The organism is Halomonas sp. LS-001, from assembly GCF_052983955.1.
Window position 1 is genome coordinate 3,523,310 of the sequence record NZ_CM129816.1, and the last position, 19,897, is coordinate 3,543,206.

Sequence of the window (19,897 nt, forward strand, 5' to 3'; positions counted from 1 at the left end):
AGCTTATTGTGCAAAGTGCGGTACTTAGGGGAATAGTATGATCTTGATTCTCTCGATTTGGGCGATTCCGTCTTCTCGACGCGCCTGACACTGGATAAGGAGCGCCTGGATTGGCATCACGTAATCTTCCTTCCACATCGGCGATGCAGTGCTTTGAAGCGGCTGCACGCCATATGAGCTTTACTCGGGCAGCGGATGAGCTGAATCTCACGCAAAGTGCCGTCAGTAAACAGGTGGCGCATCTTGAAACCACGCTGCAGCATAAGTTGTTTCGTCGCGTACGACGAAGCCTTCTGCTGACCCCGGAAGGCGCCATTTTTTTAAGTGACGTGCGTAAAGTACTCAGCCAGCTTGAGATGTCGACGCAAGCGATCATGACCTACAGTGGCAATAGCGAAGTGCTCAAAATCGCGACGCTACCCAGCTTCGGCAGTCGATGGCTGGCAAACAAACTGCCCTCTTTTCTGTCGGCGAACCCGGGCATTAGCCTGGAGTTTCATGACCGTGTCAAAGATTTCGATCTTGAACAGCAGGACATTGATATTGCGCTGTTTTATGGGCATGGCAGTTGGCCAAGCCTTGCTTGTCATAAGCTGATTGATGAGGATATGGTCGCGGTGGCATCGCCAGAATTACTGGCTCAGCACCCGATTCAAAGTGTCGATGATTTAACCCGCTTGCCACTTCTTCACCTGTCGACGCGCCCGGACGCCTGGCATCACTGGTTTGCCAACCAGGCGATCATTACGGATCGCAGCTATCATGGCACGCGCTTTGAGACCTTTCCCATGCTGGTGCGAACCGCCATGGCTGGTGGCGGCGTCGCGCTGGTTCCTCGCTTTATCATCGATGAAGAGCTGGAAGGTGGCCGGTTAATACTCGCCTGGCCCTATCGGTTGCTCAGCGAAAGTGCTTACTACCTTGTTTACCCTGAACATTTAGGGGAACTCGCCAAGGTAAGACGTTTCGTCGAGCATATTACCCGGTTTGTTGATTAGAGAACTTCCCCAGAAAGACGCCTGGGTGGCATGACGGTAAACGGTCATGCCACTCCGTTAAGCCTTTATTTCACGTCTATTTCACGTCGCGCTGTACTTTCGTGTCAGTCAGCCGAGATTGACGCCACAGCTTACGCCCGTAAAAAACACCAGCCGCAATACCCAAGGCTGCAACCCCTAGCATCAGCCACATGACCGGGCTGCCTAGATGGCTGTGGACTTCTGTTGGGGCGTGCCCCGGATGCGCCTGCGCAGTGTTCATCAACAGCAAGGTGACAACACCGCTTGCCGTGAGAGCGTTTTTGAGGAACTTGTACGTTAATGTCATGGTTTTTCTCCTGAAAAATAGCACTAGGCGCTGACGGCAACTGGGCGGCGCTCGTCCAACATGCCTTTATCGAGAATGAAGCGGATGATCTCTTCAAGACCGACGCCATCGTAGAGGTTGGTAAACACAAAGGGCCGCTCACCGCGCATCTTCTTTGAATCGCGCGCCATTACGTCAAGCGAGGCGTGTACCTGCTCGGCAATATCAATCTTGTTGATAATCAACAGGTCTGACTTGGTAATGCCCGGCCCACCTTTACGGGGAATCTTGTCGCCGGCAGACACGTCGATCACGTAAAGCGTGAGATCAGAAAGCTCGGGGCTGAAGGTCGCAGAAAGGTTGTCGCCACCGGATTCCACCAGCACCAGCTCCAGTTTCGGGTGGCGGGCGTGAAGCTCGTCGATGGCCGCAAGGTTCATTGAGGCATCTTCGCGGATAGCGGTATGCGGGCAGCCGCCGGTTTCCACACCGAGGATACGGTCGGCGGGCAACGCATCATGCTTGAGCAGAAAATCAGCGTCTTCGCGGGTGTAGATGTCATTGGTCACCACGGCGATATCGTAGTAATCGCGTAGCGACGAACAAAGCTGCTTGAGCAGCGCGGTTTTACCGGAGCCCACCGGACCACCGACCCCAACGCGTAAACAGTGCGACATATCTCTCTCCTAAAACGTTGTTTGTTGATTAAGAAACATCCGATTAACTTATTCGATTAACTCGTTCGATTAACTTCTAAACAAACGCGAATATTGGGTTTCGTGCAGAGCGCTTGCCAGCGCCACGCCGGGCAGTACGGGGCCAAGTTCATCATCGTCGAGCAATAGGGCCTGATCGATGGCGGCCACCAGCTCTTTGCGCAGTTGTTCAATCACCCGTTGGGCAGCGGTGTGCCCCAGGGGCAGCGCTTTGCAAGCCACCGCCAGCTGGTTTTCCAGCCACGCCCAGCCAAACCCTAAAAGTGCCTGACGTTTGGACACGCCACGTCTATGGGCGGCGTAGCTAAAGAGCGTCACATAGCCAGCCTGAGCCGGTAGCAAGTCCTCATCGGGTAATAAATCCAGGCTGCCTAGCAGGCGCTTGAGCGAAGCACCCAAGCGGCTATCCTCGGCGGCCAATTCAGCGGTTTCCCGGGTGGCGGCCAGCCATTCATCCCACTGGGCTATCGCATCGCAGTCGGCGAGTTCAAAGGCGCTGTACATGCGCGCAATCAACGGCAGTTCACAACAGGTCAGGCCATCTTCGAGTACACCAGAAAGCCACTCCGCCAGGCTTTGCTCATCACTTACCCAGCCCAGCTCAAAGGCGCTTTCCAGCCCTTGGGAAAACGCAAAGGCACCAATCGGCAGCGCAGGGCTGACCAGCTGCATCAGCCCCAGCAGAGCCAGATCATCACGCTGGTTTTCCAATGCGGTCGAATCAGTGGGCATGGTGATGCTCGTGTGAATGGTTGTGGTCGTGGTTATGCGTTTGGTCGTGGTCATGAGTGTGCTCATGGCCGTGTGAATGCCCATGGGAATGGCCGTTTGAATGCCCGCCGCCTACCTGGTTATAGGCGCCTGGCTCCGGGTCGAAGGTGGCGTTGTGGTGTTCAAGCGTAGCCCCCAGCAATTCTGCCAGCTCTTCCAACACATGATCCGGCGGAAAACGCACCCAGCCGCCATCAGCATCCTCACCCAGCGCCAGCTGCACATGGCGGTTGCCAAGATGGTACGCCAGCCGGGCCAGAGGTAAGCCAGAGCTAACCCGTGCCGTCACCACCGGTTCGATGGCAGCACGTATACGTATTATTTCGCCGCTTTCCGCTTTCAGGCCTTCACCGTCGCGCAGCACCGGGCCACGGTCGAGAAACAGGCCCAGCGCCTGGCCGCTATCGCTGTCCGCTTTTAATCGCCCACGAATACGCAGTTCAAAGGGCAGCGTTAGCGTGTCACTGGCAGCACTTTCTTCCACCGGCCCTAAACGTTCTATCAGTTTCAGCATGAGGGCTCCTTTATCAGAACAAGTGGTAGCGCTGCGCCAGCGGCAGTTCAGTGGCAGGCTCGCAGGTGAGCAACTCACCATCGCAGCGCACTTCATAGGTTTGCGGGTCAACGGTGAGTTCCGGGCAGGCGTCGTTGAGTTTCATGTCGGTCTTGCGCACGCCACGGACGTTTTTACAGGCCGCCAAAGGGCTTTGCAGACCAAGGCGCTCTTTGATACCCGCATCAATCGCCGCCTGGCTGACAAAGCTGAGCCGGGTCTGGCTAGCCGCGCGCCCAAAGGCACCAAACATATAGCGGTAGTGGACTGGCTGTGGCGTGGGAATAGACGCATTAGGGTCGCCCATCGGTGCTGCTGCAATCATGCCGCCTTTAATAATCATCGCCGGTTTGGTCCCGAAAAACGCGGGTTTCCAGAGCACCAGATCGGCCATTTTGCCCACTTCTACCGAGCCGACTTCGTGGGCAATGCCGTGGGTCAACGCCTGATTGATGGTGTACTTGGCGATGTAGCGCCTGGCACGGAAGTTATCGGCACCCAGCGCCTCATCTTCCGGCAACAGGCCACGTTGCACCTTCATCTTGTGGGCGGTTTGCCAGGTTCTGCAGATCGACTCCCCCACTCGGCCCATAGCCTGCGAGTCCGAGGCAATCATCGAGATCACGCCCAGGTCGTGGAGAATATCTTCGGCGGCGATGGTTTCCCGGCGAATACGTGAGTCGGCAAAGGCCACGTCTTCAGGGATGTTGGGGTCCAGGTGGTGGCAGACCATCAACATATCCAGGTGTTCGTCGATGGTATTCACCGTATAAGGCCGCGTCGGGTTAGTGGAAGACGGCAGCACGTACGCTTTTGAGCAGGCGGTGATGATATCCGGCGCGTGGCCACCGCCTGCCCCCTCGGTGTGATAGGTGTGAATGCCGCGCTCTTTAAACGCCGCCAGGGTATCTTCCACAAAACCCGATTCGTTGAGGGTGTCGGTGTGAATGGCGACCTGGACGTCATAACGCTCGGCCACGCCCAGGCAGTTATCAATCGCCGCCGGGGTCGTTCCCCAGTCTTCATGCAGCTTCAGGCCCATGGCACCCGCTTCCAGCTGCGCTTCCAAGGCGTCTGGCAGGCTGGCATTACCTTTGCCCATAAAACCGATGTTCATTGGCATATCATCCACGGCCTGCAACATCTTGCCGATATGCCATTCGCCAGGGGTGCAGGTCGTGGCATTGGTGCCGGTGGCAGGCCCGGTGCCACCCCCCAGCATGGTGGTAATGCCGCTCATCAGCGCTTCTTCAACCAACTGGGGGCAGACAAAGTGGATATGCGCATCCAGAGCACCGGCGGTGAGAATCTTGCCTTCTCCCGCAATGATTTCCGTGCCGGGGCCAATCACAATCTCCACATCAGGCTGGGTGTCGGGGTTACCTGCCTTGCCAATCGCCGCAATGCGCCCGTTTTTCAGGCCCACATCGGCTTTAACAATGCCCCACCAGTCTAAAATCAGCGCATTGGTAATCACCGTATCCATTACCGTGGCATCAAGGCGCTGGCTTTGTCCCATGCCATCGCGGATCACCTTGCCGCCGCCAAACTTCACCTCGTCGCCATAATGGGTGGCGTCTTTTTCGACTTCTATCCACAGTTCGGTATCGCCCAGGCGCACGCGGTCGCCCACTGTCGGGCCATACATATCGGCGTAGGCCTGACGACTGATCTTGTTAACCGGCTTCATTGTTTACCTCCATCGAGCGCGCCCATCACTTCGCCGCGGAAACCGTAAATTTCGCGCTTGCCAACAAACGGAATCAGCGTAACTTCGCGGGTCTGACCAGGCTCAAAGCGAATCGCGGTGCCCGCTGCCACGTCCAGGCGAAAGCCACGGGCTTTGCTGCGATCAAACACCAAGGCAGGGTTGGCTTCCGCAAAGTGGTAGTGGGAGCCGATCTGAATGGGGCGGTCGCCGGTGTTGGCCACTTCGACGCTAATCCGTTCGCGGCCCACGCAAAGCTCAATATCACCGTCTTTTAACTGATACTGTCCTGGAATCATTGGTCCTGAAAACATTGGGCCGGGAATCATGATGATCTCCTGGTTGTTGATAATTAGTTAATGGGGGCGTGAACGGTCACAAGCTTCGTTCCGTCCGGGAACGTGGCCTCTACCTGCACTTCATCCACCATTTCCGATACGCCCTCCATCACGTCATCACGACTGAGGATTTCACGGCCGTAGCTCATTAAATCAGCGACGCTTCTGCCATCCCGGGCACCTTCAATGATTTCAAAGCTGATCAGCGCGACGGCTTCGGGATAGTTGAGTTTCAGGCCGCGTGCTTTGCGGCGTTCAGCAAGCTGGGCGGCAGAAAACAGCAGCAGCTTGTCTTTGTCTCTTGGGGTCAGTTCCATGGGGCATGTCTCCAGCTAAGCATCGAATCAGGTGAACATCGAATCAGGTTAACCATATGCGCGGTGTGTGGGCCTCGCGTTCAATCCAGCGCGGGCGCAGCAGGTGCCAGGCCTGTTCACACAGCGCCCAGGCTTCATTTCGGGAGTTTCCAAGGTAGCGAAGCAGCAGTACGCCGTGGCGAACGGTCACCGCCCAACGTGGGTTGTCTGGCAGCGCCTCGCGTAATTCATCAATCGCCGCACCGGCATCGTCCAGGCCGACCGCCCATAACGTCGCCTGCACCGTGGCGCCACCCTGCCCCCAGCGGCCAATAAAACGCGGGTGAGCAGGGTCCAACGGTTGGCGCTCCAGCCACAGCGGTTTACCGTCCAGCGTCAGGCGAAAATGCTGTTCAATACGGCCTGACACGTAGGGCAGTTCACTGGCCGGGCGACCCAGCGCCATGATTTCCCAGCCCAGGCAGCGGGCGCTGCCATGTAGCGCAATATGGGTGCGTTGGCTGCCTTTGGAGCCATCGAAAGCGATCGTTTCCTGGGGCAGCCATTCAAGGGTGCCGCCATCTTCTACGTTAAGTTCGCTATACTGGTTCCAGGCCACGCCCTGGCTGTCGGCTTTATAAAGCTTGTTGGCCGCAGGCGTGGTGAGCAGTGCATGGGCATCGCGCTCGATGTTGGCGCGTATGGTCAGCGCATCGCCGCTGACTAATCCACCGGGCGGGTGCAGCACGTAAACATGGCAGGCTTCAGTGCTGCCTTCCGGGTAAAACGGACGCTGTACCCGAAGCGGCCCCTGATGGCGTGCCTGCACCAGCCGCGTAGTGCTGTCACGATTAGCGAACCGCAGTGCCAGAGATGCCGCCCAGTGGCGCTCGCCATCAAAACGGTGACCTGAGCCAGCGGCAGGTGTCGCAAGTTCACACAGAATCATGAGCGCATTTACTTCCTATTAATAAGCCTGTCATTTTTAAGTGCAAGGAATGCGCCAGAATGGGGGAGAATGTTGACGGAGCTCATGTGTAAAATAAAAAAAACATCATCACTACACTTTTTTGCACCAAAAAAAGACAGCCCAGAGGCTTAATGCACCAAGATTGCACACATATACATTTCTCCCACTCAGCCAGCTGGCCGGGGCAATCTGGAAGATACGACGGATGGCTTGACATTCCACACAGAACGCCAGAAACTTAGCCAAGGCTATACTTCTTGCCCAATGCAAATAAATTTCATTTCATTATATGGCTCATCATTCATAGGCCAAACGCTCATCGACCCTAAACTCAATTTGACGCAACCTAACGCTTAAGCTGGTATTCCGGCTGGGGGGAATCATGGCAACAAGATACGCAATCGCTCTGGCAAGCCTACTTCCACTAGGCAATTTCGCCTCCGCCGACGAGACACCGCTTAATGTGGTCACAACCATTGGGATGATTGCCGACATTGCCCAGGAGATTGGCGGTGAATGCGTTAACGTTGACGCCTTGATGGGGCCGGGAGTCGACCCGCACCTTTATCAGGCAAGCGCCAGCGATGTGGCGACACTGCGAAATGCCGAGCAGATTTTTTACTCAGGCTATTCGCTGGAAGGCCAGCTAGGTGACGTACTGGCAAGGTTCTCCGAGCGCACACCAACGCTTGCCGTGGCCCCCGCCTCGATTGACCCCGCGTCGCTGATTACCTCGCAGGATGTTTACGGCATTGACCCCCATCTGTGGATGGATGTTTCCTTATGGTCGCAAACACTGCCCACGCTCAACGCAGCATTGAGTGAAGCGCGCCCCGACTGCGCCGCGACGTTTGACGCGAATACCCAGCGCTATCAGGCTCAGTTGCTTGCCCTGCATGAATGGGTCAAAGACAGTATTGCCAGCATTCCCGATGAGCAACGCATTCTGGTCACCGCTCACGATGCCTTTGGCTACTTTGGCCGCGCCTACGATATCGACGTGGAAGGCATACAGGGCATTAGCACGGAAACCGAAACGGGTATTGCTGATATTCGCAACATGACAGATATTGTGGTGGACCGAGCGGTTCCGGCGCTTTTCATCGAGAGCACCATCAACCCGCGCACGGTTCAGGCAGTGATCGATGCCGCTAAACAACGTGGCCAGGATGTTAAAATCGGCGGTGAACTCTACTCCGATGCCATGGGCGACCCGGATACGGTCGATGGCACTTATATGGGCATGATCTACCGCAACACCCAGCATATTGTCGAAGCGCTTGGTGGTACGCTGGCACCGCTTCCCGATGAAATGAACGATTGGGCCAGCGAGTGGAAGCTCACTCACTAAGATAAGGCACCGCAACAATGGCGACACCCATGACGACCGACACGGCGCTCAGTATTCAAAACCTGACCGTCAGCTATCATAACCAGCCCGTCCTCTGGGATATTAATCTGGATATCCCTACTGGCGTGATGGCAGGCATTGTCGGTCCGAATGGGGCGGGTAAGAGTACGCTGATCAAAAGTCTGCTGGGGCTTGTGCCGTCGCTTTCCGGTGAGGTCATGGTGCATGGACGCTCCTACGCCTCGCAGCGTAGGCGCGTTGGCTATGTTCCACAGCGCTCCAGCGTCGACTGGGATTTCCCTACCACCGCGCTGGATGTCGTCACCATGGGCCTCTATGGTCGCCTGGGGTGGTTCCGGCGGCCTGGGCGCAAGGAGCGTCAGGCGTCACTGGAAGCCCTGGAGATGGTGGGAATGAGCGACTACGCTGGCCGCCAGATCAGCCAGCTTTCCGGCGGCCAGCAGCAGCGGGTATTTCTGGCCCGCGCGCTGGTGCAACAGGCCGATGTGTACTTTCTGGACGAGCCCATGGCCGGGGTTGATGCCACCACGGAGCGAGCCATTATCGACATTCTGCGTCGCCTGCGCGATGCGGGGAAAACGCTGATTGTTGTCCATCATGACCTGCAAACCGTACGCAACTACTTCGACTGGCTGCTTCTGCTTAACGTTCGCGTGATTGCCAGCGGCAAGGCCGAAGACGTGTTTAATATCGATCATCTTCGTCAGGCGTACGGTGGCCAGATTGCCCTGTTGAACGATAGCGACTCCCTGATGTTCGCTGCTTCCAAGGTGAAATAACTGATGCAGTGGCTCGACCTTCTGTCTGACTACACTTTTCAAAACGTGGTGATCGGTGCCTCTCTGCTAGGGCTGATCAGCGGTCCACTGGGCTGTTTTGCGGTGTTACGCCGTCAAAGCCTGCTCGGCGACGCCATCTCTCACGCGGCACTGCCCGGCGTGTGTTTAAGTTTCATCATCACCGGCAGCCGCGATATCGGCGGCGTTATCATTGGCTCGCTGGTCACCGGCTCGCTAGCCGCGTTGACGATGCTGTTACTGACCCGTAAAAGCCGCCTGAAAACCGATGCGGCGCTCGGGATCTGCCTAAGCATTTTCTTTGCCATCGGCATCGTACTGCTGACCTATATCCAGGGCACCAACAACGCCTCCCAAGGGGGGCTTGAAGCGTTTCTGTTTGGCCAGGCCGCCGCAACGCTGCGTTCCGATCTATGGATAATGGGCAGTATCACCCTTGTCACACTCACGCTGCTCGCCGTCTTCTGGAAACAGGCCAAGCTGGTCACTTTTGATACGCAGTTCGCCCGCACGCTCGGCATGCCCACCACCGCCATCGAAGCCGTGCTTACCTGCATGGTGGCGCTCGCCGTCGTGGTCGGCCTGCAAATGGTCGGGGTGATATTAATGGCCGCCATGATCGTGGCACCGGCAGCGGCGGCCCGGCAGTGGAGCCGTCATCTGGGAGGAATGCTGGTGATTGCCGCTGGCATCGGTATTGTCAGTGGTGTTTCCGGGGCCACCATCAGTACTTTATCCCGCGGCCTGGCAACTGGCCCGCTGGTGATTCTTACCGCAACGGCGATTGTACTCATCTCGCTGGCGCTAGCGCCCGGCCGTGGCCTGCTCTGGGGCACCATCAAGCATTACCGCCAAAAAGAAGCGCTGCAAAAGCAGCAACTGCTCTACGCACTTTACAAGCATCCTTCCGCCTCCCGACACTATCGCGCAACCTTCGGCGCGCGCAGGGTGTTGGGCAAACTTAAACGCCAGGGTTACCTTGTACGCTCTCCTGACGGTGGCAGCGGATGGTCGTTAACGTCGCGGGGAGAAAAAGCGGCGAAACAGGTGGTCGCCACCTTTGAGGAGGTCGCGACATGATCGCTGAATTACTGACCAACACAGCCCTGCCCATTATCCTGGTAGGCGCCATGGTAGGCATCGCCTCCTCGGCGGTGGGTACCTTCCTCGTGCTGCGCGGCAACAGTATGCTCACTGATGCGATTAGCCACTCGATTGTCTTTGGCATCGTGATTGTCTGGTTGCTGACAAAACAGCAGAGCGGGCCCGTCCAGCTGGTAGGTGCCGCATTGACCGGGCTATTGACCGTGTTTCTCACCGAGGCACTGGCCAACACCAAGCGGGTAAAACAGGATGCCGCCATCGGTCTGGTTTTCCCCGCGCTGTTCTCCATCGGCGTGCTGTTGCTCAATGTCTACGCCCAGGATGTGCATATCGATACCCACACCGTCCTGCTTGGCGAGATCGGTTTCGTCTGGCTGGATACCATCGACCTGTTTGGCCTGCCCATCCCCCAGGCGCTCGTCTCGATGAGCATCATGACGCTGCTTAACTACGCGTTTATCGGCCTGTTCTACAAAGAGCTGAAACTTGCCACCTTCGACCCGGCGCTGGCAAAAACCTTTGGTTTTATGCCAACCATCCTGTTCTACGTGCTACTGATGCTCACCAGCTCCACTGCCGTTGCAGCTTTTGATGCGGTCGGTGCGGTGCTGTTTATCGCCTTTGCCATTGTGCCTGCTTCAGCCGCCTACCTGCTCACCGACCGCCTGTGGATGATGTTTATCATCGGCGCGCTCATCTCGATTGCCGCCAGCATTTCCGGCTACTACCTCGCCGTCTACCTGAACGTGTCTATCGGCGGCATGATGGCGGTAATGACCGGCGTTTTCCTGATACTCGCCTTCCTCGCCGGCCCCCGCTACGGCGTGATCACCCAGCACATGAAACGCCGCCGTGCCCGCGAGGCCCCCGTAGAGCCGCCCCCGTTGCGCTAAGGCTTTGCGCAACGGAGGTTAGAGGCGGTGCTGTTTGAAGTTTTCCGCCTGCTCAAACACATCCCGATAAACTTCGGCATGGGTTACCGGCGGATAGCCATTTTTAGATAGCAGCATAATCAGCTCAGGGGGCGAATTCCACACCCAGCGTCGAAGAGCCAAAGTTTATGCAACATCACACCATAATCTTTACTCATTTAACTTATACTTATATTCAATTTTATGCCCTTTAGCAGGAAGGCACTCAAAGGTAACCTCACTACCTTTTTGAACTTTCTTCAAATCATCTAATGGATCTAAATAAACAGACCTTATATATGTAACTTTATCAGGCAACGATACTTCTTCATCAAAAATTTTCAGCACTCCCCCATCCTCTTCTATCCTTAAATCTATTGAAGACCCTATCTTCATCTTGTCTATAGCTTCAGGACCTTCACAATCCAATATTATACTGATTTTTGAATTATCCTCTAAAGGCTCCTCATGACTAACAAGTACACCCGACAGAATACTTGCCGCATCGTAAATTTCTAAAACTTCCTCTTCTGAATGAAAACAATTTTGTTTATATAATATCTCGTGGTTTAACTTTTCAGAAATTACCCTTACTTTATCTATAAAAACGAGAACACTATCAACATTACTAAACTCAGGTTCTTTACTCATTTTTTCTGTATTTGCTTTGAAAGCAGTATCACCATCTATTTCTAAGGATGTATGTAGCTCTGCACCGTAAAACACACTATCGAAAAACTCCTTAATTTTATTAAAATACGGTAATTTTCTTACATCCTTCCCTTCCCAAAGGGCAAAATTTATCGAAATATTGAAACTGGAATTCTCTCCTGTATTTAATATCGGCCGAGTGTAGCTAAATGCAAAAAGCCCTGAGCAAGCAACTCCTTTAAACCGCATAGCTTTTGTCCCAAAATATGCCTTCCCATGAACATCATTAAACTGCCCTGTTACTTTGGTCTCTGGATCTATTAACCATATTCTATGTATAGCTTCCACACCATCTTTTCTTATTTCGACATACTCTGGCTTATCTGGCGAGACACCAGGAAAACTGAAGCCTTTTGTATCAAAATATTTTGCTGGCAACTTAGCATCTTGCCCTTCTTCAAACATTTTCCTCAGAATTTCTACACCTTCCTCACCCTTTACTTCAAAATTGAAAGAGACATCTTCTTTTGCACGATACTCGAAAATAGTTCGTCCATCCTTGAAGTGAGTTGTGACTTCAAACCTTGGATCGGAGTTCTCTATCGCTCTGGCAGTTGCCGTGTGGACATTTGATATTGCTTTTGTTAAAAGCTTTTGAGGATGACCAGTCAAAGCCATTGTTGTTAAATTTATTGCATCTTCTTGGGAAGGCAGCTTTGTGCCTTGTTCCCTAATTGCTGTTTTCTCAGCTTTTGCCTTCCATTCTTTGAGTAATTTCGCTGTGTAACGGGCTTCATCACGATCAATAATTATCGAGCAGTTGGAACATAGCCATATCGCATTAGATATAGCCCCCCGCTCTAGCGATGTCATTGAGGGGTCATAACGTGGCCCACCTGGAGAGGCTGCATGTATATGTGCAGCAACCCCAATACTATTAACACCCAGTTCTGTTTCCCCTGGTGCAGCTGTAGGCACACGGCAGTCAGGATTAGAGCAACGTAAAGCAACCCGTTGGCTCAGCTTGGTGATGTCTCTTTTCTTGAAATTATCCCGAGCCATATCCCTTTCCTTTACTAATTTATAATTAGTTTACTCCAAAGAAAGACTGGCTCAAGAGGATCAGCCTCTCGGTAGGGCAATTCCTGAATGTCTTCCTTATCGCTCATCTCACTTGACGTCCGAGCAGCCGAGAGGTATACCATTTGATAGTTCATTGAAATATCAAATGAGAAAATGCTATGGATATCCACTTCACTCAATACCAGCCGCCTAAAGCCTTGGCATCAGGTTTCTGGCAGCAGATCGGCCTGCCTGCCAGAGGCCGTAAGTTGCATGAGCTGCTGCATCAAGGCGTGGATTACCGTGTTTATCCTCGGTTGGCCAAAGTGTCGGGAATTGAGCAGAAGGCACTGGCGCGCTACGTGGACATTCCCTCTGCCACGCTGAGCCGCCGCGCTAAATCGGGGCGCTTCAAGATGGCGGAAAGCGATCGGCTGTATCGCTTTGCCGAGCTTTTCAAGGCGGCGCTGGACCTGTTCGAGAATGATGCGGAAGGCGCCCGCGCCTGGCTGCTGAAACCCAATATCGGGCTGGGTGGGCGAAAGCCTGTTGAAATGAGCGCCACCTCGGCCGAGTATCAAACGGTGCTGAACCTGATTGGGCGGCTGGAGCACGGGGTCGCTACGTGAGTGAGGTCAAGGCTTATCGCTTGATCAAGCGCAAGTATCAGGACAATGCTTTCGATGGCGAAGGCGCACGCCTTTATGGCGGGCGCTGGAATAGCCCAGGTAACGCCTGTGTGTATGTGGCAAGCGCCGAGTCGCTGGCGCTGCTTGAAATTATGGTGCATCTGGAAAGTTATCAGCTGCTCAATGCGTATGCGCTGCTGCGCCTGACCTTGCCAGCCGATAGCATTCTAAGTGTTGGGGAAGCCGATCTACCGGACAACTGGCGGGAAGCGCCAGCCCCGGCAGAAACTGCCGAGCTGGGCGACGGCTGGCTAGATTCCGGCCAGAGTTTAGCCCTGGCCATTCCTAGCGTGGTCGTGCCAAGAGAATTCAATTACATGCTCAACCCCGCACATCCCTTGTTTGATCAGATCATCACCACGGCAGAGGCGCTGCCCTTCCAGCCCGACCCGAGGCTTTGAACCGGGTGTGGATAACTTAAACGGTCAGGTGCTGCTTGATCAGCTCGTTGGATAGCTCGGCGATCTCGCCTTTGGCGACCGGGCGGCCGCGATCCATAATCACAAAGCGGTCAGCGTATTTGCGGGCAAAGGGCAGCTTTTGCTCGACCAGCAGTACCGTGAGGCCATCTTCTTTGATCAGCTGGCGAATCACCTGACCGATCTGCGCGACGATATTGGGCTGAATGCCTTCCCCCGGCTCGTCGAGAATCAAAAGTTTGGGCTCGATCACCAGCGCACGACCGATGGCGAGCTGCTGCTGTTGCCCGCCGGATAAATCACCGCCACGGCGATGCTTCATCTCTTTGAGCACGGGAAACAGCTCATAGACGCGCTCAGGAATTTTTTTCAGACCATCACCGCGCGCTGCCAGGCCGGTACGCAGGTTTTCTTCCACGGTGAGCAGCGGAAAAATCTGCCGCCCCTGGGGCACAAAGCCAATCCCCAACCGCGAACGTGCTTCAACGGCTTTTTTGGTCAGCTCAATCTCGCCGTCTTTGCCGCTGTGATAGCGAAGCTGGCCGCTTTTTACGGCCACTTCCCCCATAATGGACTTCATCAAGGTGGTTTTACCCACGCCGTTGCGGCCCATCACGCAGGTACACTGGCCTTCCGGCACATCGAGATCCAAGTCCCACAAGGTGTGGCTTTCTCCGTAGAACTGGTTGAGCTTTTCAATCGCCAGCATTAGGCCGCCTCCTCGTCATCCGCACCCAGATACACCTCAACGACACTGGGGTCACTTGAAACCTGATCCATACTGCCTTCCGCCAGCACGCTGCCTTGGTGCAAGACCGTCACTTTACGGGCAATGGAACGTACAAAGCCCATGTCGTGTTCGACCACCACTACCGACTGTTTACCCGCCAGGCCCGTTAAAAGCTCTGCAGTGCGCTCCATTTCCTGCTCGGTCATCCCGGCCACCGGTTCATCCACCAATAACAGGCGCGGACGCTGCATTAACAGCATGCCAATTTCCAGCCACTGTTTCTGGCCGTGGGAGAGAATTCCTGCCGGCTGAAAGCGCAGCTCGGTCAGGCCGATGGTTTCCACCACTTCATCAATGCGATCTTTGATCTCACCGGTCATGCGGGCCGTCAGTGTGGGCAGAATTCGCTTGTCAGCGGCCATCGCCAGCTCCAGGTTTTCAAACACGCTCAGCGCTTCAAATACCGTAGGCTTTTGGAATTTACGCCCGATCCCCAGGCTGGCGATATCCGGTTCATTCATCTGCAGAAGATTATGGCGACTGCCAAACCATACGCTGCCCTGGTTGGGGCGCGTTTTGCCGGTGATGATGTCCATCATGGTGGTTTTACCGGCCCCGTTGGGGCCGATAATGCAGCGCAATTCGCCGTCATCAATGGTCAGGTTCAGGTTATTGATCGCCTTGAAGCCATCGAAGCTCACTGAAACATCTTCCATATACAGAATCGGGCCATGGCGCACATCGACCGGTGATGCCTGCGGGGCCATAAAGTCAAACACCCGATCCCGCGCGGTTAGCGATTGCAACAAGCTCATGCGGTAGCCTCCTTGGGCGAGGTATCGGATTTTTTGCGGCGTTTTAGGTGAAGCAATAGTCCCGCCACGCCTTTGGGTAGAAACACGGTGACCAGAACAAACATCGCCCCCAGGGCAAACAGCCAGGCATCGGGCATCACGCCAGTGAAAATGGTTTTGGCGTAGTTGACCAAAATCGCTCCGATGACCGCCCCATAGAGCGTGGCGCGGCCGCCCAGCGCTACCCAAAGAACAATTTCAATCGAGAAAATCGGCGAGAACTCGCTGGGATTGATAATGCCCACCTGGGGCACATAAAGCGCGCCAGCCAGGCCCGCCAGCATGGCGGACACCACGAACACAAACAGCTGGAAGCGCTCGACCCGGTAGCCGATAAAACGCGTACGGGCCTCGGCGTCACGAGTTGCCACACACACCCGGCCTAACTTGCTGGTGACAATCGCCCGACACAGGATATAGCCCAGCGCCAGTGCCACGCCGGTGGCAATGAACAGCCCCAGGCGGGTGTCGTTACTGCGCAGGTTGAAACCCAGCAGTTCGCGGAAATCAGTCAGCCCGTTGTTGCCACCAAAGCCCATCTCATTGCGGAAGAACGCCAGCATCAAGGCAAACGTCAGCGCCTGGGTAATAATCGACAGATACACCCCCGTCACCCGCGAGCGAAACGCCAAAAAGCCGAACACCAATGCCAGCAACCCCGGCGCCAGCAGCACCATGGCAAACGCAAACCAGGCCATATCAAACCCGAGCCAGTACCAGGGGAGGCTATCCCAGCTGAGGAACACCATAAAATCCGGCAGTATGGGGTCGCCGTAGGTGCCGCGATCACCAATTTGGCGCATCAGGTACATGCCCATGGCATAGCCGCCAATGGCAAAAAACGCCCCGTGGCCCAGGCTAAGAATGCCCAGATACCCCCATACCAGATCCACCGCCACGGCCAGCAGCGCGTAGCTTAAGTATTTACCGAACAGGTTGACGGTATAGGCGTTCACGTGCAGCGGATGACCTTGCGGCACCGCCAGGTGAAGCACTGTCACCAGCAGCAGCGCGGCAAACAGCACGCCAAGGAATATCTGGGTGGCCCGTTCGCCAAACGGGCGGGTTAGCCAAAACTGGCTTGAAGATGATTGCGTCATCATGGGTTAGCCCTCCGCAGCCCGGCCCTTCTGCGGGAAGAGTCCACGCGGGCGTTTTTGAATAAACAGGATGATGAATACCAGGACGATAATCTTGGCCAGCACGGCACCGGCCCAGGGTTCCAGCACCTGGTTGATGATGCCCAGGGAAAGCCCCGCCACCAGGGTGCCCCACAGGTTACCCACGCCGCCGAAAACAACGACCATGAAGGAATCAATGATGTAGTTCTGGCCCAGGTTAGGGCCGACGTTGGTAAGCTGCGATAACGCAACGCCTGCCAGGCCTGCCACGCCGGAACCTAACGCGAAGGTCATGATATCGACCCGCGTGGCGCGAATGCCCATGGAGCGTGCCATGGCGCGGTTTTGGGTCACTGCGCGCACTTCAAGCCCCAGGCGCGTGCGGCGCATGATCAGCATCAATGCGGCAAACACCACGAGCGCAAAACCGAGTACAAACATACGGTTGAGGGTCAGTGACAAAGCGTCGTTAATGACTAACGAGCCGCTCATCCATTCTGGTGTTATTACCGTGCGATTCAGCGGTGAAATTAGCGTTCGCACCAACTGCTGCAGAATCAGGCTGATACCGAAGGTTGCCAACAGGGTTTCCAGCGGGCGGCCTTTGAGGAACTGAATGACACCGCGCTCAATCGCCACACCGGCTAGCGCGGCCACCATAAAGCCTGCCGGAATCGATAGAACCAGTGCCAGCCCCGGCTGGCCGGGCAACAATTGCTGCATCATCCAGGTGGTATAGGCGCCCAGCATGATCAGCTCGCCGTGAGCCATATTGATCACACCCATCACACCAAAGGTGATGGCAAGGCCAATCGCCGCCAGCACCAACACAGAGCCAAGCGAAAGCCCGAAGTAGAGCGTTTCCAGGCCACGGTTTATCTTGATATTTTGCTCAATGCTGACCAGCGCTTGATTGGCGGCATCGGCAATAATGGGGTCATCGCTATTCGCTGCTCGGCCAAGTGCGACTCGAACACGCGGATGCAAACTGCCTTTTAGCGTTTCAACGCCTTCCAGTTCGCCATTTTCAACCTGGTAAATGGCCAACGCCTGGGTAAGCCGGCGCTTTACCTGGGCATCGTCTTCTTCAGCGATCAGTTCATTAATTGGTGCGGCCAGCTCTTCGTTGACCTCTCCCAATAGTCTGGTGGCCGAGGTGCGGCGACGTTCTACATTGGGCGAGTAAAGATCCACCACGGCGATAGCGCTACGCAGCTGATTGCGCAGGTTGTTATTTATACCAATACGATCCAGGTCTCGGCGGGACATCTCACCCAGCGGTTCACCGGTTAACGCATCCGCAACAGGCCAGTCGCGTCCCTGGTTGTCGAGCACCACCACGAAACGGCCATCATCAGCGCGCTGCAAACGGCCATCCAATAATGACTGCAGCCAATCACGGGCACGCTCGTCATCGCTTTGCAGAATAGCAATGATCGCTTCGCCTTTGGCAGGATAGGAACGCACGTCCAGCGCTTCCAGCAGCTCAAGTGCCGCTGCGTCATCAGCATCGGCACCGGCGCTTGTTTGTGCCTGGGCGTTGACTGTGACGCTTAACAACAGCAGACACAGTAACCCTAAGGAAAGAAAACGCCTCATGGGGTTCTTCCTTTAGTTAACAAAAAAGGGGAGAAGTCGCGTGCTCCTTACCGCGCCGCGCTTGAGTAAAGTGCGCGACGCGGCAAGGAAGTGTCATTCAGAAAGAACGATTACTCGGCGAGGGCCGCTTCGGCTTCTTCTGCTGCGGTGCTACCGCCACACGAGCCGTTCACCACGTTGAAGTTGCCGCACTCCATGGGCTTGCGCCAATCGGCAATCAAGTCACGTGAGCCAGGCAAGTAGTCAGACCATGCATCGCCCGCCACCGTAGAAGGCGTCTGCCAGACGATATCGAACTGGCCGTTGTCCTGAATTTCACCGATCAACACGGGCTTGGTGATGTGGTGGTTCGGCATCATGGCCGCATAACCACCGGTCAGGTTAGGCACGGTGACACCAATGATCGCGTCTTTCACCGTATCCACGTCAGTCGTACCCGCTTTACGCACGGCTTCAGCCCACATATTAAAGCCAATGTAGTGTGCTTCCATGGGGTCGTTGGTGACCGCCATTTCATCGCCGGTGTATTCGATCCAGGCGTCGATGAAATCATAGTTTTCATCAGTATCGACGCTCATGAAGTAGTTCCAGGCGGCCAGGTGGCCGACCAGCGGGCCGGTATCAATACCGGTGAGTTCCTGCTCGCCCACGGAGAAGGCGACAACCGGGATATCAGCAGCGTCAATGCCCTGGTTAGAGAGTTCGGTATAAAACGGCACGTTGGCGTCGCCGTTCACCGTTGAGATCACCGCAGTCGGCTTACCCTCTTCACCAAAGCGGCGTATTTCAGCCACGATGTTCTGCCAATCTGAATGACCAAACGGCGTGTAGTTGATCATGATGTCTTCATCAGCGATGCCATGCTCATCTTTGAGGAAGGCTTCGAGGATGCGGTTGGTAGTGCGCGGATACACATAATCGGTACCCACCAGCGCAAAGCGCTCGATGCCTACCTGATTGATCAAGTACTCAACCGCTGGAATCGCCTGCTGGTTAGGCGCAGCACCGGTATAGAAGACGTTTTCAGAAGACTCTTCACCTTCGTATTGCACCGGGTAGAACAGTAGGCCGTTAAGCTCTTCAACCACCGGCAGGACTGCTTTACGGGAAACGGAGGTCCAGTTACCGAAGATCACGTCGACTTCTTCCTGCGCCAGCAGCTCTCGAGCGCGCTCGGCAAATAGCGGCCAGTTAGAGGCGGGGTCGACAACCACGGCTTCAAGTTGGCGGCCAAGCAAGCCACCCGCGTCGTTCTGCTGCTCAATAAGCATCTCGACGGTGTCTTTAAGAACCGTTTCACTGATCGCCATGGTGCCGGAGAGAGAATGCAGGATACCGACCTTGATGGGATCGTCATCCTGGGCGATAGCCTGGGTGCTGGTCGCGGCAATCGCAGTGGCCAGGAGGGTCATGGACAGTTTGCTATTCAGGTAACGGCCCACCCCAGAAGCCCATTGACGCTGCGGGCGGTTCGTTGCAGAAACGTTCAGTGACGCCAGGATCGATAAAGACATGAAAAGCTCCTTGCCCCTGATTCAGGGCCTTGAAATGATGCATTCAACAAGTGAATGCCGACAAAGTCCCAGAGAATGAGCAAGGAGCGCGCCATAATGGCCAAAAACTCTTAATATTGTTTTAATTCAGAATGTTATAAAACATGGATAGCGCATTCATCGCCCCATTTTCATGTCGATCATTCAAGCACTGCCTTTTCATGGTGCATCGCTCATGGCACAACACTGACAATGCACTAAAAAGGCCCTACAGCGTTTTCTTCCCGTCTCATTAGTCGTAATACGGCCTGGTTTTCACGTTAATATCTATTACGCTTTTATATACCGACTCTTCTTTTACATGCATCTTGATAAAGGGCCATCGCATAGACACGACTGCCTATCAGGCGCGGCCCATGACAAGCGAAGGATGAGGAA

21 protein-coding genes are annotated in these 19,897 nt (G+C 55.1%); 7 read left to right on the forward strand and 14 right to left on the reverse strand.

Annotated features, from left to right (window positions below; translation table 11 throughout):
* Nucleotides 1–110 precede the first annotated feature (110 nt).
* The gene (locus ACU6TU_RS15635) at nucleotides 111–998 is read left to right on the forward strand and encodes a LysR substrate-binding domain-containing protein (protein WP_447142293.1); all 888 of its coding nucleotides are present in this window, start codon (nucleotides 111–113) and stop codon (nucleotides 996–998) included.
* Nucleotides 999–1,074: 76 nt separating this feature from the next.
* Here the strand turns inward: ACU6TU_RS15635 and ACU6TU_RS15640 are convergent, their stop codons facing one another.
* The 8 genes from ACU6TU_RS15640 to ACU6TU_RS15675 all read right to left on the reverse strand — a co-directional run bounded on the left by ACU6TU_RS15640 (nucleotide 1,075) and on the right by ACU6TU_RS15675 (nucleotide 6,636).
* Nucleotides 1,075–1,326 carry a hypothetical protein gene (locus ACU6TU_RS15640; RefSeq protein ID WP_447142294.1) on the reverse strand — a complete coding sequence of 84 codons (252 nt, stop codon included), beginning with the start codon at nucleotides 1,324–1,326 and terminating at the stop codon, nucleotides 1,075–1,077.
* Nucleotides 1,327–1,349: 23 nt separating this feature from the next.
* Nucleotides 1,350–1,982, reverse strand: coding sequence for an urease accessory protein UreG (gene ureG, locus ACU6TU_RS15645; protein ID WP_447142295.1), 633 nt, complete (start codon nucleotides 1,980–1,982; stop codon nucleotides 1,350–1,352).
* Between the two features lie 69 nt (nucleotides 1,983–2,051).
* A complete protein-coding gene (locus ACU6TU_RS15650) occupies nucleotides 2,052–2,753 on the reverse strand; it encodes an urease accessory protein UreF (RefSeq protein ID WP_447142296.1) in 702 nt (233 codons plus the stop codon).
* On the reverse strand, nucleotides 2,743–3,306 hold the full coding sequence (ureE, locus tag ACU6TU_RS15655) for an urease accessory protein UreE (protein ID WP_447142297.1): 564 nt from the start codon (nucleotides 3,304–3,306) through the stop codon (nucleotides 2,743–2,745). The genes ACU6TU_RS15650 and ureE overlap by 11 nt, the downstream gene beginning before the upstream one ends.
* 13 nt (nucleotides 3,307–3,319) lie before the next feature.
* Complete coding sequence (gene ureC / locus ACU6TU_RS15660) at nucleotides 3,320–5,035, reverse strand: urease subunit alpha (protein ID WP_447142298.1); 1,716 nt, start codon at nucleotides 5,033–5,035, stop codon at nucleotides 3,320–3,322.
* Nucleotides 5,032–5,352 carry an urease subunit beta gene (locus ACU6TU_RS15665; protein ID WP_447144275.1) on the reverse strand — a complete coding sequence of 107 codons (321 nt, stop codon included), beginning with the start codon at nucleotides 5,350–5,352 and terminating at the stop codon, nucleotides 5,032–5,034. The genes ureC and ACU6TU_RS15665 overlap by 4 nt, the downstream gene beginning before the upstream one ends.
* Before the next feature lie 53 nt (nucleotides 5,353–5,405).
* Nucleotides 5,406–5,708 (reverse strand): urease subunit gamma, encoded by a 303-nt coding sequence (locus tag ACU6TU_RS15670; RefSeq protein ID WP_447142299.1) that lies wholly within the window; start codon nucleotides 5,706–5,708, stop codon nucleotides 5,406–5,408.
* Between the two features lie 43 nt (nucleotides 5,709–5,751).
* Nucleotides 5,752–6,636, reverse strand: a complete 885-nt coding sequence (locus ACU6TU_RS15675; protein ID WP_447142300.1) for an urease accessory protein UreD — start codon at nucleotides 6,634–6,636, stop codon at nucleotides 5,752–5,754.
* Nucleotides 6,637–7,039: 403 nt separating this feature from the next.
* Here ACU6TU_RS15675 and ACU6TU_RS15680 point away from each other — a divergent pair, with 403 nt between their 5' ends.
* The 4 genes from ACU6TU_RS15680 to ACU6TU_RS15695 are packed head-to-tail and all read left to right on the forward strand — an operon-like array spanning nucleotide 7,040 to nucleotide 10,823.
* Nucleotides 7,040–8,008, forward strand: a complete 969-nt coding sequence (locus ACU6TU_RS15680) for a metal ABC transporter solute-binding protein, Zn/Mn family (RefSeq protein WP_447142301.1) — start codon at nucleotides 7,040–7,042, stop codon at nucleotides 8,006–8,008.
* A 29-nt stretch (nucleotides 8,009–8,037) separates the two neighbouring features.
* Nucleotides 8,038–8,808 carry a metal ABC transporter ATP-binding protein gene (locus tag ACU6TU_RS15685; RefSeq protein WP_447142302.1) on the forward strand — a complete coding sequence of 257 codons (771 nt, stop codon included), beginning with the start codon at nucleotides 8,038–8,040 and terminating at the stop codon, nucleotides 8,806–8,808.
* Between the two features lie 3 nt (nucleotides 8,809–8,811).
* Nucleotides 8,812–9,906: an iron chelate uptake ABC transporter family permease subunit gene (locus tag ACU6TU_RS15690; RefSeq protein ID WP_447142303.1), complete on the forward strand. Its 1,095-nt coding sequence runs from the start codon at nucleotides 8,812–8,814 to the stop codon at nucleotides 9,904–9,906.
* Nucleotides 9,903–10,823: a metal ABC transporter permease gene (locus ACU6TU_RS15695; protein WP_447142304.1), complete on the forward strand. Its 921-nt coding sequence runs from the start codon at nucleotides 9,903–9,905 to the stop codon at nucleotides 10,821–10,823. Before ACU6TU_RS15690 ends, ACU6TU_RS15695 begins: the two co-directional genes overlap by 4 nt.
* Nucleotides 10,824–11,012: 189 nt before the next feature.
* On the opposite strand, the gene ACU6TU_RS15700 is transcribed toward ACU6TU_RS15695, so the two are convergent.
* Nucleotides 11,013–12,554 carry a hypothetical protein gene (locus ACU6TU_RS15700; RefSeq protein WP_447142305.1) on the reverse strand — a complete coding sequence of 514 codons (1,542 nt, stop codon included), beginning with the start codon at nucleotides 12,552–12,554 and terminating at the stop codon, nucleotides 11,013–11,015.
* A gap of 179 nt (nucleotides 12,555–12,733) precedes the next feature.
* On the opposite strand from ACU6TU_RS15700, the gene parS reads away from it, so the two are divergent.
* Entirely contained in the window at nucleotides 12,734–13,183 is a 450-nt protein-coding gene (parS, locus tag ACU6TU_RS15705) for a type II RES/Xre toxin-antitoxin system antitoxin (protein WP_447142306.1), read from the forward strand.
* Nucleotides 13,180–13,644, forward strand: a complete 465-nt coding sequence (locus ACU6TU_RS15710) for an RES family NAD+ phosphorylase (RefSeq protein WP_447142307.1) — start codon at nucleotides 13,180–13,182, stop codon at nucleotides 13,642–13,644. The genes parS and ACU6TU_RS15710 overlap by 4 nt, the downstream gene beginning before the upstream one ends.
* Before the next feature lie 16 nt (nucleotides 13,645–13,660).
* Here ACU6TU_RS15710 and urtE read toward each other — a convergent pair whose 3' ends face one another.
* The 5 genes from urtE to urtA form a co-directional block, all read right to left on the reverse strand.
* On the reverse strand, nucleotides 13,661–14,371 hold the full coding sequence (gene urtE, locus ACU6TU_RS15715; protein ID WP_447142308.1) for an urea ABC transporter ATP-binding subunit UrtE: 711 nt from the start codon (nucleotides 14,369–14,371) through the stop codon (nucleotides 13,661–13,663).
* Nucleotides 14,371–15,207, reverse strand: a complete 837-nt coding sequence (gene urtD / locus ACU6TU_RS15720; RefSeq protein ID WP_447142309.1) for an urea ABC transporter ATP-binding protein UrtD — start codon at nucleotides 15,205–15,207, stop codon at nucleotides 14,371–14,373. Before urtD ends, urtE begins: the two co-directional genes overlap by 1 nt.
* Nucleotides 15,204–16,349 (reverse strand): urea ABC transporter permease subunit UrtC, encoded by a 1,146-nt coding sequence (gene urtC, locus ACU6TU_RS15725; RefSeq protein WP_447142310.1) that lies wholly within the window; start codon nucleotides 16,347–16,349, stop codon nucleotides 15,204–15,206. The genes urtD and urtC overlap by 4 nt, the downstream gene beginning before the upstream one ends.
* Before the next feature lie 3 nt (nucleotides 16,350–16,352).
* Nucleotides 16,353–17,966 (reverse strand): urea ABC transporter permease subunit UrtB, encoded by a 1,614-nt coding sequence (gene urtB / locus ACU6TU_RS15730; RefSeq protein ID WP_447142311.1) that lies wholly within the window; start codon nucleotides 17,964–17,966, stop codon nucleotides 16,353–16,355.
* A 110-nt stretch (nucleotides 17,967–18,076) separates the two neighbouring features.
* A complete protein-coding gene (urtA, locus tag ACU6TU_RS15735; RefSeq protein WP_447144276.1) occupies nucleotides 18,077–19,378 on the reverse strand; it encodes an urea ABC transporter substrate-binding protein in 1,302 nt (433 codons plus the stop codon).
* Between the last annotated feature and the right edge of the window lie 519 nt (nucleotides 19,379–19,897).

Coding starts and splice junctions, on each gene's coding strand:
- urtB (WP_447142311.1), bottom strand. CDS start 17,966: ATGAGGCGTTTTCTTTCCTTAGGGTTACTGTGTCTGCTGTTGTTAAGC.
- ACU6TU_RS15670 (WP_447142299.1), bottom strand. CDS start 5,708: ATGGAACTGACCCCAAGAGACAAAGACAAGCTGCTGCTGTTTTCTGCC.
- ACU6TU_RS15695 (WP_447142304.1), top strand. CDS start 9,903: ATGATCGCTGAATTACTGACCAACACAGCCCTGCCCATTATCCTGGTA.
- ACU6TU_RS15685 (WP_447142302.1), top strand. CDS start 8,038: ATGACGACCGACACGGCGCTCAGTATTCAAAACCTGACCGTCAGCTAT.
- urtE (WP_447142308.1), bottom strand. CDS start 14,371: ATGCTGGCGATTGAAAAGCTCAACCAGTTCTACGGAGAAAGCCACACC.
- urtA (WP_447144276.1), bottom strand. CDS start 19,378: ATGACCCTCCTGGCCACTGCGATTGCCGCGACCAGCACCCAGGCTATC.
- ACU6TU_RS15675 (WP_447142300.1), bottom strand. CDS start 6,636: ATGATTCTGTGTGAACTTGCGACACCTGCCGCTGGCTCAGGTCACCGT.
- ACU6TU_RS15665 (WP_447144275.1), bottom strand. CDS start 5,352: ATGATTCCAGGACAGTATCAGTTAAAAGACGGTGATATTGAGCTTTGC.
- ACU6TU_RS15700 (WP_447142305.1), bottom strand. CDS start 12,554: ATGGCTCGGGATAATTTCAAGAAAAGAGACATCACCAAGCTGAGCCAA.
- ACU6TU_RS15680 (WP_447142301.1), top strand. CDS start 7,040: ATGGCAACAAGATACGCAATCGCTCTGGCAAGCCTACTTCCACTAGGC.
- ureE (WP_447142297.1), bottom strand. CDS start 3,306: ATGCTGAAACTGATAGAACGTTTAGGGCCGGTGGAAGAAAGTGCTGCC.
- ACU6TU_RS15640 (WP_447142294.1), bottom strand. CDS start 1,326: ATGACATTAACGTACAAGTTCCTCAAAAACGCTCTCACGGCAAGCGGT.
- parS (WP_447142306.1), top strand. CDS start 12,734: ATGGATATCCACTTCACTCAATACCAGCCGCCTAAAGCCTTGGCATCA.
- ACU6TU_RS15650 (WP_447142296.1), bottom strand. CDS start 2,753: ATGCCCACTGATTCGACCGCATTGGAAAACCAGCGTGATGATCTGGCT.
- urtD (WP_447142309.1), bottom strand. CDS start 15,207: ATGAGCTTGTTGCAATCGCTAACCGCGCGGGATCGGGTGTTTGACTTT.
- ureC (WP_447142298.1), bottom strand. CDS start 5,035: ATGAAGCCGGTTAACAAGATCAGTCGTCAGGCCTACGCCGATATGTAT.
- ACU6TU_RS15690 (WP_447142303.1), top strand. CDS start 8,812: ATGCAGTGGCTCGACCTTCTGTCTGACTACACTTTTCAAAACGTGGTG.
- ureG (WP_447142295.1), bottom strand. CDS start 1,982: ATGTCGCACTGTTTACGCGTTGGGGTCGGTGGTCCGGTGGGCTCCGGT.
- urtC (WP_447142310.1), bottom strand. CDS start 16,349: ATGATGACGCAATCATCTTCAAGCCAGTTTTGGCTAACCCGCCCGTTT.